This is a genomic window from Streptomyces sp. NPDC029836 (genome assembly GCF_055574495.1).
On record NZ_JBVHZI010000007.1, the window covers coordinates 146,775 to 161,659 of the forward strand.

11 protein-coding genes are annotated in these 14,885 nt (G+C 70.6%); 5 read left to right on the plus strand and 6 right to left on the minus strand.

Features of this window, described 5'->3' with window-relative positions; genetic code table 11:
* Nucleotides 1–38: 38 nt before the first annotated feature.
* Nucleotides 39–1,031, minus strand: a complete 993-nt coding sequence (locus tag ACZ4XJ_RS21385) for a magnesium and cobalt transport protein CorA (protein WP_468497034.1) — start codon at nt 1,029–1,031, stop codon at nt 39–41.
* Between the two features lie 53 nt (nt 1,032–1,084).
* Between ACZ4XJ_RS21385 and ACZ4XJ_RS21390 the strand changes: the two genes are divergently transcribed.
* From ACZ4XJ_RS21390 to mshC, 4 genes are all read left to right on the plus strand, one after another.
* On the plus strand, nt 1,085–1,792 hold the full coding sequence (locus tag ACZ4XJ_RS21390) for a histidine phosphatase family protein (protein WP_362877278.1): 708 nt from the start codon (nt 1,085–1,087) through the stop codon (nt 1,790–1,792).
* A gap of 75 nt (nt 1,793–1,867) precedes the next feature.
* A complete protein-coding gene (locus tag ACZ4XJ_RS21395; RefSeq protein ID WP_362877277.1) occupies nt 1,868–2,458 on the plus strand; it encodes a DUF3090 domain-containing protein in 591 nt (196 codons plus the stop codon).
* Entirely contained in the window at nt 2,422–3,258 is an 837-nt protein-coding gene (locus tag ACZ4XJ_RS21400) for an SCO1664 family protein (RefSeq protein ID WP_468497035.1), read from the plus strand. The genes ACZ4XJ_RS21395 and ACZ4XJ_RS21400 overlap by 37 nt, the downstream gene beginning before the upstream one ends.
* A gap of 110 nt (nt 3,259–3,368) precedes the next feature.
* Entirely contained in the window at nt 3,369–4,598 is a 1,230-nt protein-coding gene (mshC, locus tag ACZ4XJ_RS21405) for a cysteine--1-D-myo-inosityl 2-amino-2-deoxy-alpha-D-glucopyranoside ligase (RefSeq protein ID WP_468497036.1), read from the plus strand.
* A 72-nt stretch (nt 4,599–4,670) separates the two neighbouring features.
* On the opposite strand, the gene ACZ4XJ_RS21410 is transcribed toward mshC, so the two are convergent.
* From ACZ4XJ_RS21410 to ACZ4XJ_RS21430, 5 genes are all read right to left on the minus strand, one after another.
* The gene (locus tag ACZ4XJ_RS21410; RefSeq protein ID WP_468497037.1) at nt 4,671–5,810 is read right to left on the minus strand and encodes a PAC2 family protein; all 1,140 of its coding nucleotides are present in this window, start codon (nt 5,808–5,810) and stop codon (nt 4,671–4,673) included.
* Between the two features lie 127 nt (nt 5,811–5,937).
* Nucleotides 5,938–7,545 (minus strand): glycerol-3-phosphate dehydrogenase/oxidase, encoded by a 1,608-nt coding sequence (locus tag ACZ4XJ_RS21415; RefSeq protein ID WP_468497038.1) that lies wholly within the window; start codon nt 7,543–7,545, stop codon nt 5,938–5,940.
* Nucleotides 7,546–7,583: 38 nt separating this feature from the next.
* Nucleotides 7,584–9,110: a glycerol kinase GlpK gene (gene glpK / locus ACZ4XJ_RS21420; RefSeq protein ID WP_362884615.1), complete on the minus strand. Its 1,527-nt coding sequence runs from the start codon at nt 9,108–9,110 to the stop codon at nt 7,584–7,586.
* Nucleotides 9,111–9,189: 79 nt separating this feature from the next.
* The gene (locus ACZ4XJ_RS21425; protein WP_468497039.1) at nt 9,190–9,972 is read right to left on the minus strand and encodes an MIP/aquaporin family protein; all 783 of its coding nucleotides are present in this window, start codon (nt 9,970–9,972) and stop codon (nt 9,190–9,192) included.
* 324 nt (nt 9,973–10,296) lie between these two features.
* A complete protein-coding gene (locus tag ACZ4XJ_RS21430) occupies nt 10,297–11,064 on the minus strand; it encodes an IclR family transcriptional regulator (RefSeq protein ID WP_468497040.1) in 768 nt (255 codons plus the stop codon).
* A 252-nt stretch (nt 11,065–11,316) separates the two neighbouring features.
* On the opposite strand from ACZ4XJ_RS21430, the gene metH reads away from it, so the two are divergent.
* Nucleotides 11,317–14,829 (plus strand): methionine synthase, encoded by a 3,513-nt coding sequence (gene metH / locus ACZ4XJ_RS21435; protein WP_468497041.1) that lies wholly within the window; start codon nt 11,317–11,319, stop codon nt 14,827–14,829.
* Nucleotides 14,830–14,885 lie beyond the last annotated feature (56 nt).

Consider the following 14,885-nt stretch of genomic DNA (forward strand, 5'->3'; position numbering starts at 1 on the left):
CCCGCCCGCCCGTGCGGCCCGCCCGCCCGTGCGCCGCCTCACAACCAGCCGCGGCGCTTGAACATCCGGTGCAGGCCCAGGCACACGGCGACCATCAGGGCCACCACCCCCGGGTAGCCCCAGCCCTGCCGCAGCTCCGGCATGTCCTCGAAGTTCATCCCGTAGACGCCCGCGACCATCGTCGGGACCGCGGCCATCGCCGCCCAGGCGGAGATCTTGCGCATGTCGTCGTTCTGCCGGACGCCCATCTGCGCCAGGTGCGCGGCCAGCGCGTCCGACAGCAGCCGGTCCAGGCCCTCGACGTACTCGTTGGCCTTCGTCAGGTGATCGGCCACGTCCCGGAAGAAGGGCCGCGCGTGCTCGTGGACGAACGGCACGTGCCCGGAGGCGAGCCGGTCCATCGGCTGGAGCAACGGGCTCGTCGCCCGGCGGAACTCCAGCACCTGCCGCTTGAAGCCGTAGATCCGCGACGCCGTGTTCTTCGAGTCCGAGGCGTTCGGAGCGAACACCTCCGCCTCCAACTCCTCCAGGTCGCCCTGGAGCTCGGCGGCCACCTCGATGTAGTGGTCCACCACCGCGTCGGACACCGCGTACAGCACGGCCGTCGGACCGTGCCGCAGCACCTGCGGATCCTGCTCCAACCGGTGGCGCGCCGCGGCCGGCGCCGCGCCCTCGCCGTGCCGGACCGTGACCACGAAGGAGTCGCCGACGAACACCATCAGCTCGCCCGTCGTGACGGTGTCCGCCGCGTCGTCGTAGAGCACCGGCTTCAGGACGACGAACAGCGAATCGTCGTACACCTCCAGCTTCGGCCGCTGGTGCGCCGTCAGCGCGTCCTCCACCGCCAGCGCGTGCAGCCCGAACTCCCGGCTCACTTGCTCGAACTCCGCCTCCGTCGGCTCGTGCATGCCGATCCAGACGAAGGCGTCCCCGCGGGCCCGCGCCTCGGCCAGGGCGTCCGAGAAATCACGGGGCGCCGCCGAACGGCGGCCGTCACGGTACATCGCGCAGTCGACAATCACGCGGCGCATTCTCCCCCGCCCGCACCCGGCCCGCACCGGGGCGACACCCCTACCCTGTACCCATGGCCACGTTGATCCTCGTACGGCACGGGCGTTCCACCGCCAACACCGCCGGCGTGCTCGCCGGATGGACTCCGGGAGTCGCCCTCGACGAACACGGGGCCGGGCAGGCCGACGCGCTGCCCGGCCGGCTCGCCGGGGTACCGCTGGCCGCCGCCGTCACCAGCCCCCTCCAACGCTGCCGGGAAACCCTGGCGCCGCTCCTCGCCGCCCGCCCCGAGCTGCCCCTGCACACCGACGAACGCATCGGGGAGTGCCACTACGGCGACTGGTCGGGCCGCAAGCTCTCCGAACTCGCCGCCGAACCCCTCATGAAGATCGTCCAACAGCACCCCTCGGCCGCCGCCTTCCCGGGCGGCGAGTCCATGCGCGCCATGCAGGCCCGCGCCGTGGACGCCGTACGGGAGTGGAACACCCGCGTCGAGGACGAACACGGCGGCGACGCGGTGTTCCTGATGTGCTCGCACGGCGACATCATCAAGTCCCTCGTCGCCGACGCGCTCGGCATGCACCTCGACCTCTTCCAACGGATCCACGTCGACCCCTGCTCGGTCACCGCCATCCGCTACACCCCCACCCGCCCCTTCCTGCTGCGCCTCGGCGACACCGGCGACCTCGCCCCGCTGGTCCCGCGCCCGACCCCGGCCGCCGAGGGCGAGTCCGAAGGCGCCGGCAACGCCGTGGTGGGGGGCGGCGCGGGCGCGGCGTGATCGAACGGCGCAGTAGGGTGGCAGGGCCGATACGCGTGCGCGGACCCGCCCACGCCTGAGACTTGGAGACTGGACGTGCCCCGTCAGGTGTTCCTTTACGACCCGCCGGACCGCTTCGTGGCCGGCACGGTCGGTCTGCCTGGGCGCCGTACGTTCTTCCTGCAGGCCTCCGTGGGTACCCGCGTCACCAGCGTCTCCCTGGAGAAGACCCAGGTGGCGGCGCTGGCCGAGCGGATGGACGAGCTGCTGGACGAGGTCGTGCGGCGCACCGGCGGCAACGCCCCCGTCCCCGCCGTCGCCTCCACCGAGGCCGCCGACACCGCGCCCCTCGACGTACCCGTCGAGGAGGAGTTCCGGGTCGGCACCATGGCCCTCGCCTGGGACGGCGAGGAACAGCGGATGATCGTCGAGGCCCAGGCGCTCGTCGAACTCGACGCCGACTCCGACGAGGACCTCGCCGACGCCGAGGAACGCCTCCTGCAGGACGAGGAGAACGGCCCGCCGATGCTCCGGGTGCGCCTCTCGGGCGCCCAGGCCCGCGCCTTCGCCAAGCGGGCCCTGGACGTGGTCAACGCCGGCCGCCCCCCGTGCCCGCTGTGCAGCCTCCCGCTCGACCCCGAGGGACACGTGTGCCCCCGCCAGAACGGCTACCGGCGCCAGGCGTGAGCGACGCGACCCCGATCGAGGAGCTGCTCACCCGCGGTGAGCTCACCGTACGAGGGCGCATCGCCGAGGCCTCCAACGCCGTCCTGCTGTGCACCGTCGCCCACGACGGCCGCAGCGCGGACTGCGTCTACAAGCCGGTCAAGGGCGAGCGCCCGCTGTGGGACTTCCCCGACGGGAACCTCGCCCGCCGCGAACGCGCCGCCTACCTCGTCTCCGAGGCCACCGGGTGGGGCCTGGTCCCCGCCACCGTCCTGCGCGACGGACCGTACGGCGAGGGCATGGTCCAGCACTGGATCGACTCCGGGGAGACGCCCGAGGCGGAACTCCTCGCCCTCGTCGAGGGCGAGGAGGCGGCGGAGGGCTGGAAGCCCGTCGCGCTCGCCGAGGTAGGCGAGGGCCGCACCGCCCTGCTGGTGCACGCCGACGACCCCAGGCTGCGCCGCCTCGCCGTCCTCGACGCCGTGATCAACAACGGCGACCGCAAGGGCGGCCACCTGCTGCCCGCCCCCGACGGCCGGCTCTACGGCATCGACCACGGCGTGACCTTCCACGCCGACGACAAGCTGCGCACGCTGCTCTGGGGCTGGGCGGGGGAGCCCCTCACCGACGAGGCCCGCACGGTGCTGCTCTCCCTGGAGTCCCAGCTGGCCGCGGGCGAGCCCCTCGCCACCCGGTTGGGCGAACTGATCACCGACGCCGAGCTGGACGCCGTACGGTCCCGCGTGGCCGCCCTGCTGCGCAGCGGGACCCATCCGCAGCCCTCCGGGCAGTGGCCCGCCATCCCCTGGCCCCCCGTCTGACCAGGCGCGGCCCCGGACGCACAGAACCGGCCAGAGGGCAAGAGTGCGGATCAGGCCAAGAGTGCTGCTCCGGTTCGTTGACGGAACACTCGTCCGGTTAGTCTCAAGGCATGCATGCCTGGCCCGCTTCTGAGGTCCCCGCCCTGCCCGGCAAGGGCCGCGACCTCCAGATCCACGACACCGCGACCCGGGGGACGATCACCCTCGCCCCCGGTCCCGTCGCCCGTATCTACGTCTGCGGGATCACCCCGTACGACGCGACCCACATCGGTCACGCGGCGACCTACAACGCGTTCGACCTCGTTCAGCGCGTGTGGCTCGACAACAAGCGGCAGGTCCACTACGTCCAGAACGTCACGGACGTGGACGACCCGCTCCTGGAGCGGGCGCTGCGCGACGGACACGACTGGACCGAACTCGCCGAGCGCGAGACCGCCCTCTTCCGCGAGGACATGACCGCGCTGCGGATGCTGCCCCCGCAGCACTACATCGGAGCGGTCGAGGCCATACCCGGCATCGTTCCGCTGGTCGAGCGCCTGCGGGACGCGGGCGCCGCCTACGAGCTCGAAGGCGACGTCTACTTCTCCGTCGAGTCCGACCCGCACTTCGGCGGGGTCTCCCACCTCGACGCCGAGGCGATGCGCCTGCTCTCCGCGGAGCGCGGCGGCGACCCGGACCGCCCGGGCAAGAAGAACCCGCTCGACCCGATGCTGTGGATGGCCGCCCGGGAGGGCGATCCGAGCTGGGACGGCGGCTCGCTGGGCCGCGGCCGGCCCGGCTGGCACATCGAGTGCGTCGCCATCGCCCTGGACCACCTGGGCATGGGCTTCGACATCCAGGGCGGCGGCTCCGACCTGGCGTTCCCGCACCACGAGATGGGTGCCTCGCACGCCCAGGCGCTGACGGGCGAGTTCCCGATGGCCAAGGCCTACGTCCACGCGGGCATGGTCGGTCTGAACGGCGAGAAGATGTCGAAGTCGAAGGGGAACCTCGTCTTCGTCTCGACGCTGCGCCGCTCCGGGGTCGACCCGGCGGCCATCCGCCTCGCCCTGCTGTCGCACCACTACCGGGCCGACTGGGAGTGGACGGACGCCGTCCTCGCCGAGGCCGTGGTCCGTCTGGAGCGCTGGCGCGCGGCCGTCTCCCGCCCGGACGGCGTACCGGCGGACGCCCTCGTCGAGGAGGTCCGCGAGGCCCTCTCCCGCGACCTGGACGCCCCCGCCGCACTGGCCGCCGTGGACCGCTGGGCCGAACTCCAGCTGGCCGCGGGCGGCGACGACGAGTCCGCCCCCGGCCTGGTCTCCCGTACGGTCGACGCCCTGCTCGGCGTCGCCCTCTAGCAGCACCCCTAGGCGGAACGAGAAACGCCGGACCGGCCGCTTCCGCGGCCGGTCCGGCGTTTCTCGTTCCGCCTAGGCGTCGGGGGAGGAGGAGCCCGGTTTCTCGGGGGCCCCGGGGGCCCCGGGGGCCCCGGGGGCCCCGGGGGCCTCCGGCTTCCCCGGCGGCTCGGGCGCCTCGGGCGTCGCGGGAGTCCCCGCGGTCCCGGACGGCCCCGCCGCCTCCTCCGCCCCGCCGTCGGACCCGTCGGCGGCCCCCTCGGGCGCCCCCGCCCCCGTCGGCGGTTCCGGCTCCGGCTTGCGCTTGGCCCCCCGGCTCAGGCCGCCGGCGGTGTCCCGCCGGTACGAGCCGTCACCCGGCTCCGCGGTGGCCGAGGGGTCCCGCCGCCGTAGGTACCGTTCGAACTCCCGGGCGATCGCGTCCCCGGAGGCCTCCGGCAGGTCCGCCGTGTCCCGCGCCTCCTCCAGCGTCTGGACGTACTCCGCCACCTCGCTGTCCTCGGCGGCCAACTGGTCCACGCCCAGCTGCCAGGCCCGCGCGTCCTCCGGCAGCTCGCCCAGCGGGATCCTGATGTCGATCAGGTCCTCCAGCCGGTTGAGCAGCGCCAGCGTCGCCTTCGGGTTGGGCGGCTGGGACACGTAGTGCGGCACGGCCGCCCACAGCGACACCGCGGGAACGCCCGCGTGCGTGCAGGCCTCCTGCAGCACGCCCACGATCCCGGTCGGACCCTCGTACTTCGTCTCCTCCAGGTCCATCGTCCGCGCCAGGTCGGCGTCCGAGGTCACCCCGCTGACCGGCACGGGCCGCGTGTGCGGGGTGTCCCCGAGCAGCGCGCCCAGGATGACCACCATCTCCACGCCCAGTTCGTGCGCGAAGCCGAGCAGCTCGTTGCAGAACGACCGCCACCGCATGGACGGTTCGATGCCCCGCACCAGCACCAGGTCGCGCGGCTTCGCACCGCCGATCCGGACCACGGACAGCCGCGTCGTCGGCCAGGTGATCTTCCTGACCCCGTTGTCCAGCCACACCGTCGGCCGGTTGACCTGGAAGTCGTAGTAGTCCTCGGCGTCCAGAGCCGCGAAGACCTCGCCCTTCCACTCCCGGTCCAGGTGCGCCACCGCACCGGAGGCGGCGTCACCCGCGTCGTTCCAGCCCTCGAACGCGGCCACCATGACCGGGTCGATCAGCTCGGGCACGCCCTCAAGCTCGATCACCCAGGTCTCCTTCCGAAGTTCCCTTGCGTACGTGGGCCAGCCTAAGCCTTGAGGCGGCACCGACCACAGCCCACGACGGAGGGGCGGTTCCCCTCGGAACCGCCCCTCTTCCCCACCTGCGCGCGAGCTATGCCTTGTGACCCAGCATCTCCTGGACGCGGGCGCGCACGGAGGCGTCGTCCAGACCGCGGACCGTCACCGTCGTGCGGCGGCGCAGCACGTCGTCGACCGTCTCGGCCCACTCGTTGTCACGGGCGTAGGCGACCTGCGCCCAGATCTCCGGACCGTCCGGGTGGATGCGCTCGGCCAACGCCGGGTCCTCGTTCGCCATGCGGGCGATGTCGAAGGCCAGCGAGCCGTAGTGCGAGGCCAGGTGGCGGGCCGTCAGCGGGTCCATGCGGGTGCCGGGCTCACGGTCCACCAGCAGTCGGTGCGCGACCGCGTTCGGGTTCGCGACACCGGGCAGCGGGATCCGGCGCACCAGCGACTTCTGCGGCTCCATGTCCTCGGTCAGCGGGCTGCCCGGGAGCTTGGCCAGCTTGTCCATGACCACACGGCCGATGTGACGGTACGTCGTCCACTTGCCGCCGGCCACCGACAGCATGCCGCCCGCGCCTTCGGAGACGACCGTCTCGCGCTTGGCCTTCTCCACCCCACCGGGGCCGCCGGGCAGCACCCGCAGGCCCGCGAAGGCGTACGTCATCAGCGAACGGTCGAGATCCGCGTCGTTCACGGAGAACGCCGCCTCGTCGAGGATCTGCTGGATGTCGGACTCGGTGGCGCACACGTCCGCCGGGTCGCCCTCGTAGGCCTCGTCGGTCGTACCGAGGAGCAGCTGGTCCTCCCACGGCAGGGCGAAGGTGATGCGGTACTTGTCGATCGGGGTGGCCATGGCGGCCTTCCACGGCGACTTGCGCTTCATGACGATGTGCGCGCCCTTGGACAACCGGATCGACGGCATGGAGTGCTTGTCCTCCATGCGCCGCAGGTGATCCACCCACGGGCCGGTGGCGTTGAGCACGACCCGCGCGTCGACACCGAACTCGGTGCCGTCGAGGCGGTCCTTGAGCTCGGCACCGGAGACCCGGCCGCGCGTCATGCGCAGCCCGGTGACCTCGGCGTGGTTGAGGACGACCGCACCCGACTCGACGGCCGCGCGGACCGTCATGACGGCGACGCGGGAGTCGTTCATCTGGTGGTCGTAGTAGACCGCGACGGCCTTCAGGTTGTCCGTCTTCAGGCCCGGGTTGTCGGCGACGGCGCGGGCCGGCGAGATGACCTTGCCGATCCCGTCACCGAAGGCCGAGAGCGCCGAGTACGCGAACACGCCCGCGCCCAGCTTCGCCGCGCCGACCGGACCGCCCTTGTACACGGGCAGGTAGAAGGTCAGCGGGTTGACCAGGTGCGGGGCCACGTCCTTGGCCAGCACCCGGCGCTCGTGGTGGTTCTCCGCGACGAGCTTGACCGCGCCGGTCTGCAGGTAGCGCAGACCGCCGTGGACGAGCTTGGAGGAGGCGGAGGAGGTGGCGCCGGCGAAGTCACCGGCGTCCACCATGGCGACCCGCAGCCCCGACTGCGCGGCGTGCCAGGCCACCGAGGTGCCCAGGATTCCACCGCCGATGACCAGCAGGTCGTACGTGGCCTTGGCCAGCTGCTCACGGGTCTCTGCACGGCTCGGGTGGGAACCGGCCGTCGGGTGCGTACCCAGGGTGGGGACGCTCTGCGGGCTGCTCATGTCTCTTTAGCTCCTCGTCGATTCGTCAGCCGGTGCGGTCAGCTGGCGTCTTCGTCGTCGACCCAGCCCATGGACCGCTCCACGGCCTTGAGCCAGCTCTTGTACTCGCGGTCCCGCTGCTCGGCGGGCATCCGCGGGGTCCACTCCGCCGCGCGGCGCCAGTTGGCGCGCAGGGCGTCGGTGTCGGGCCAGAAGCCGACGGCCAGGCCGGCGGCGTAGGCGGCGCCGAGGCAGGTGGTCTCGGCGACCATCGGGCGCACCACGGGGGCGTCCAGGAAGTCCGAGAGCGTCTGCATCAGCAGGTTGTTGGAGGTCATGCCGCCGTCGACCTTGAGGGCCGCCAGCTCGACGCCGGAGTCCTTGGTCATGGCGTCGGTGATCTCGCGGGTCTGCCAGGCGGTGGCCTCCAGGACGGCACGGGCGATGTGCGCCTTGGTGACGTACCGGGTCAGGCCGGTGATCACGCCGCGGGCGTCGGAGCGCCAGTACGGGGCGAACAGGCCGGAGAAGGCCGGGACGAAGTAGGCGCCGCCGTTGTCCTCGACCGAGGAGGCCAGCGTCTCGATCTCGGCGGCCGACTTGATCAGGCCCATCTGGTCGCGCATCCACTGGACGAGCGAGCCGGTGACGGCGATGGAGCCTTCCAGGGCGTAGACCGGCTTCTGGTCGCCGATCTGGTAGCCGACCGTGGTCAGCAGGCCGCTGTAGGAGTTGATGATCTTGTCGGCGGTGTTCATCAGCATGAACGTGCCGGTGCCGTACGTGGACTTCGCCTCGCCCTCGGCGAAACAGGTCTGCCCGAAGAGGGCGGCCTGCTGGTCACCGAGCGCCGAGGCGACCGGGACACCGGCGAGCACGCCGTCCTTGACGTGGCCGTAGACCTCGGCGGAGGACTTGATCTCGGGGAGCACGTTGAGCGGGACGCCCATGGACTCCGCGATCTTGTCGTCCCAGGCCAGCGTGTGCAGGTTCATCAGCATGGTGCGCGAGGCGTTGGTGACGTCGGTGACGTGCACGCCGCCCTGGGCGCCGCCCGTGAGGTTCCAGATGACCCACGAGTCCATGGTGCCGAAGAGGATGTCGCCCGCCTCGGCGCGCTCGCGCAGGCCCTCGACGTTGTCGAGCAGCCAGCGGACCTTGGGGCCGGCGAAGTAGCTGGCCAGCGGGAGGCCGGTCTCGCGGCGGAAGCGGTCCTGGCCGACGTTGCGGCCGAGCTCCTTGCACAGGGCGTCGGTGCGGGTGTCCTGCCAGACGAGGGCGTTGTGCACCGGCTCGCCGGTGTTCCTGTCCCACAGCAGGGTGGTCTCGCGCTGGTTGGTGATGCCGACGGCCTTGACGTCGGCGGCGGTGATCTCCGCCTTGGCGATGGCCCCGGCGACGACCTCCTGGACGTTGGTCCAGATCTCGGCGGCGTCGTGCTCGACCCAGCCCGGCTTCGGGAAGATCTGCTCGTGCTCCTTCTGGTCGACGGCGACGATGCGCCCGTCGCGGTCGAAGACGATGCAGCGGGAGGAGGTGGTGCCCTGGTCGATCGCGGCGATGAAGGGGCCGGTGCTGCTGGTCATGGTGGCTGCTCCTGGCAGGTCTGGTGAGTTGGCGGAATCAGGAGTGCGGTGCGGATCTTACGAGCGCTGCAGGTGCTGATCAGGCGAACGCGAGGTTGTACAGACCGCCGGCGAGTACGGCACCGACGAGCGGGCCGACGACCGGGATCCAGGAGTACCCCCAGTCCGAGCCGCCCTTGTTGGGCAGCGGGAGCAGGGCGTGCACGATGCGCGGACCGAGGTCGCGGACCGGGTTGATGGCGTAGCCGGTCGGACCGCCCAGCGAGAGGCCGATGCCGACGACCACGAACGAGGTGATCAGTGCGCCTATGACCCCGAGTCCCTTGCCGTCGTCCTGGAGGCCCTGGGTCAGGATGGCCAGGATCAGGACGGCGGTGCCGATGATCTCGGTCGCGAGGTTCTGCACGACATTACGGATCTCGGGGCCCGTGGAGAAGACGCCGAGCACCGGGCCGGCCTGGTCGTGCGGGTGCGGGTCCTCGGGACCGAGCTTGGCGTCGCGGATGTGCTCGGGGTCGGACAGGTGCGCGCGGAACTGGCCGTAGTACGTGATCCACATCAGGACGGCACCGAGCATGGCGCCGAGGAGCTGGCTCGCGAGGTACACGGGGACGTCGCCCCACTCGCCGGTCTTGACGGCGATGCCGAAGGTGACCGCCGGGTTCAGGTGGGCCCCGGAGAGCGGAGCGGAGACGTAGGCGGCGATCAGTACGGCGAAACCCCAGCCGAAGGTGATCGCGAGCCAGCCCGCGTTGCGGGCCTTGGAGCTCTTGAGGGTGACGGCGGCGCAGACGCCACCACCGAGCAGAGTGAGCAGGGCGGTACCGATGGTCTCGCCGATGAAGATGTCGGAGCTGGACACCCGCGACTCCTTTGTCTTACGTCCAGGGGTGGGTGGACACCGGGTCCCTCCGGTGGTCCACACACTCGGTGAGTGCTGCACCGGTCCATGGCCTCGCCATACCCTAACGCGTATTGCCGGTAGGTGTTCGACAATGCCGACCGATGAACGGCAGTTTTCCGCCTGGATGAAGAACGCGTCAAGGGTTGGCCAGGTCAAAGAACCGGATCGTTACCACGCGGTGGGATCGCCCACATCAGGCCATTGAGCGGTCCGGAAACGACAAAACCCACCCAAGGAGCGCCGGAAGCGCCCCCTGGGTGGGCCGAACGAATCAAGTCAAGCTCAGAACCGGCCCGCCCCGAGATCGCGCGAAACCGACCGTGCGCAGTCCCGGACCGACGCCACCAGCGACGCCCGGGGCTCCCCGTCCTCCCCGCAGACCCGCTCCACGGCCCCCGCGACCGCCACCGCGCCCACCGGCATCCGGCGCCGGTCGAGGATCGGCGCCGCCACCGAGGCGACGCCCTCCCAGGTCTCCTCCACGTCCGCGGCCCAACCGCGCGCCCGCGTCAGGTCCAGGACCCCCTCGAAACCGACCGCGTCCGTGACCGTACGGGGCGTGAACGACTCCCGCTCCACCTCCACCACCTGGGTGTGCGCGACCGGATCGTAGGCCGACAGGACCTTGCCCAGGGCCGTGGAATGCAGCGGCTGCATCGCCCCCACCTCCAGCACCTGACGGCTGTCGTCCGGCCGGAACACGTGGTGCATGATCAGCACTCCGCTCTTGTGCAGCACCCCCACGTACACGCTCTCGCCGCTCGCCCGGGCCAGGTCGTCCGTCCATACCAGGGCGCGGGCGCGCAGCTCGTGCACGTCCAGATAACTGTTGCCCAGGCGGAGCAGCTCCGCGCCCAACTGGTACCGCCCCGACGCCGGGTCCTGCTCGACGAAGCCCTCGGCCTGCAGGGTGCGCAGGATCCCGTGCGCCGTCCCCTTGGCCAGGCCCAAGGACGACGCCACATCCGACAGTCCCAGCCGGCGCTCCCCGCCCGCCAGGAGCCGCAGCATCGCAGCGGCTCGTTCGAGCGACTGGATGTTCCGTGCCATCGCGCAGCCTCCTGCTGACGTAGTTCGACAATGCTGAACACTATCGGTCGATGCCGACCTTGTGCATGGTTGGGCGATTCCCGAAGGCCGTGCACGCCGTCCCACCCCCGTGCGGGGTCCCGCGCACAGAATGCAGTCCGCCACGTGGGACGCCCCCACCGGGTCCGCTGCCACACGGTTACCCTGACCGCGTGCACCCTTGACACGAGGGGGTGCAAAGCCGACAGCCGTCGCATCCCAGGGAGCTCAACCATGGCCTCGTTGTCGAACCCGCTCGCAGACACCCAGACCCGGGCCGACGCCCTCCGGGAGGCGCTCGCCACCCGCGTGGTCGTCGCCGACGGAGCCATGGGAACGATGCTCCAGGAGCAGGACCCGACGATGGAGGACTTCCAGCAGCTGGAAGGCTGCAACGAGGTCCTGAACGTCACCCGCCCGGACATCGTCCGCTCGGTCCACGAGGCCTACTTCTCCGTCGGTGTCGACTGCGTCGAGACCAACACCTTCGGCGCGAACTTCGCGGCCCTCGCCGAGTACGACATCCCCGAACGCAACTTCGAGCTGTCGGAGTCCGGCGCCCGCATCGCCCGCGAGGTCGCGGACGAGTTCACCGCCTCCACCGGACAGCAGCGCTGGGTCCTCGGCTCCATGGGCCCGGGCACCAAGCTCCCCACCCTGGGCCACATCACCTACGCCCAGATCCGCGATGCCTACCAGATCAACGCCGAGGGCCTGATCACCGGCGGCGCCGACGCACTCCTCGTCGAGACCACCCAGGACCTCCTCCAGACGAAGTCGTCCATCATCGGCGCCCGCCGCGCCATGGAGGCCCTCGGCATCTCCGTCCCGCTGATCTGCTCCGTCACCGTCGAGACCACGGGCACCATGCTGCTCGGCTCGGAGATCGGCGCGGCGTTGACGGCGTTGGAGCCGTTGGGCATCGACATGATCGGCCTGAACTGCGCGACCGGCCCGGCGGAGATGAGCGAGCACCTGCGGTATCTGGCGCGGAACGCGCGGATTCCGTTGTCGTGCATGCCGAACGCGGGCTTGCCGGTGTTGACGAAGCAGGGTGCGCATTACCCGTTGTCGGCTGCGGAGCTCGCGGACGCGCAGGAGACTTTCGTCCGGGAGTACGGACTGTCGTTGGTGGGTGGCTGCTGCGGTACGACGCCGGAGCACCTGCGGCAGGTCGTGGAGCGGGTGCGGGGGACGGCCGTCACCCGGCGCACCCCCCAGCCGGAGCCCGGTGCGGCCTCCCTCTATCAGACGGTGGCGTTCCGGCAGGACACGGCGTACATGGCGATCGGTGAGCGGACGAACGCGAACGGGTCGAAGAAGTTCCGCGAGGCGATGTTGGAGGCCCGTTGGGACGACTGTGTGGAGATGGCGCGGGATCAGATCCGTGAGGGCGCGCACATGCTCGACCTGTGTGTCGACTATGTCGGTCGTGATGGTGTGGCGGACATGCGGGAGCTGGCGGGGCGGTTCGCGACGGCGTCGACGTTGCCGATCGTCCTGGACTCGACGGAGGTTCCCGTCCTTCGGGCGGGGTTGGAGAAGTTGGGTGGCCGTGCGGTCATCAACTCGGTCAACTACGAGGACGGGGACGGTGCGGAGTCGCGTTTCGCGAAGGTGACCGCTCTGGCGCGGGAGCACGGCGCGGCGTTGATCGCGTTGACGATCGACGAGGAGGGTCAGGCCCGCACGGTCGAGCACAAGGTCGCCATCGCCGAGCGGCTCATCGCGGATCTGACGGGGAACTGGGGGATCCTCGAATCGGACATCCTGATCGACACCCTGACGTTCACGATCTGCACGGGTCAGGAGGAGTCCCGCAAGGACGGCATCGCCACCATCGAGTCGATCCGTGAGCTGAAGCGCCGTCATCCGGATGTCCAGACGACGCTGGGTCTGTCGAACATTTCCTTCGGTCTGAATCCGGCGGCCCGTGTCCTGTTGAACTCGGTGTTCCTGGACGAGTGTGTGAAGGCCGGTTTGGACTCGGCGATCGTCCACGCGTCGAAGATCCTGCCGATCGCCCGGTTCGACGAGGAGCAGGTCACCACCGCACTGGACCTGATCTATGACCGTCGTGCGGAGGGTTATGACCCGCTGCAGAAGTTGATGGCGTTGTTCGAGGGGGTGAACACGAAGTCGTTGAAGGCCGGCCGCGCGGAGGAACTCCTGGCGCTGCCGCTGGACGAGCGGCTTCAGCGGCGGATCATCGACGGCGAGAAGAACGGCCTGGAGCGGGACCTGGACGAGGCTTTGGAGACCCGGCCCGCTCTGGAGATCGTCAACGACACGCTCCTGGAGGGCATGAAGGTCGTCGGTGAGCTGTTCGGGTCGGGGCAGATGCAGTTGCCGTTCGTGCTCCAGTCGGCGGAGGTCATGAAGACGGCGGTCGCCCACCTCGAACCGCACATGGAGAAGACCGACGCGGACGGCAAGGGCACGATCGTGCTGGCCACGGTCCGTGGTGACGTCCATGACATCGGCAAGAACCTGGTCGACATCATCTTGACCAACAACGGCTACAACGTCGTCAACATCGGGATCAAGCAGCCCGTCTCGGCGATCCTCGAAGCCGCCGAGGAACACCGCGCGGACGTCATCGGCATGTCGGGACTCCTGGTCAAGTCCACCGTGATCATGAAGGAAAACCTCCAGGAGCTCAACCAGCGCAAGCTGGCCGCCGACTACCCCGTCATCCTCGGCGGCGCCGCCCTCACCCGCGCCTACGTGGAGCAGGACCTCCACGAGATCTACGAGGGTGAAGTCCGCTACGCCCGCGACGCCTTCGAGGGCCTGCGCCTGATGGACGCCCTGATCGCCGTCAAGCGCGGCGTCCCCGGCGCCACCCTGCCCGAACTCAAGCAGCGCCGCGTCGCCAAGCGGGACACCGCCGCCCTCCAGGTGGACGAGCCGGAGGAGCCGGGCGGCCGGTCCGACGTCTCCGTCGACAACCCCGTCCCCACCCCGCCGTTCTGGGGCACCCGCGTGGTCAAGGGCATCCCGCTCAAGGACTACTCGTCCTGGCTCGACGAGGGCGCCCTCTTCAAGGGCCAGTGGGGCCTCAAGCAGGCCCGCGCCGGCGGCGCGACGTACGAGGAACTCGTCGAGGACGAGGGCAGGCCCCGCCTGCGCGGCCTCCTGGAGAAGCTGCACACCGAGAACCTCCTCGAAGCCGCCGTCGTCTACGGCTACTTCCCCTGCGTCTCCAAGGGCGAGGACCTGATCATCCTCGACGAGCAGGGCAACGAGCGGACCCGCTTCACCTTCCCGCGCCAACGCCGCGGCCGCCGCCTGTGCCTGGCGGACTTCTTCCGCCCCGAGGAGTCGGGCGAGACCGACGTCGTCGGCCTCCAGGTCGTCACCGTCGGCTCGAAAATCGGCGAAGCCACGGCCAAGCTGTTCCAGGCCAACGCCTACCGCGAGTACATGGAGCTGCACGGCCTCTCCGTCCAGCTCGCCGAGGCCATGGCCGAGTACTGGCACGCCCGCGTCCGCGCCGAACTCGGATTCGGCGGCGAGGACCCGGCCCAGGTCCAGGACATGTTCGACCTCAAGTACCGCGGCGCCCGCTTCTCCCTCGGCTACGGCGCCTGCCCCGACCTGGAGGACCGCGCCAAGATCGCCGACCTCCTCCAGCCCGAACGGATCGGCGTGCACCTCTCGGAGGAGTTCCAGCTCCACCCCGAGCAGTCCACCGACGCCATCGTCATCCACCACCCCGAAGCGAAGTATTTCAACGCGCGCTGAGAGGCATCGGCGTACACTGGACGGTCCCATACAGGCCGGTCACCTGATCCCGGGGC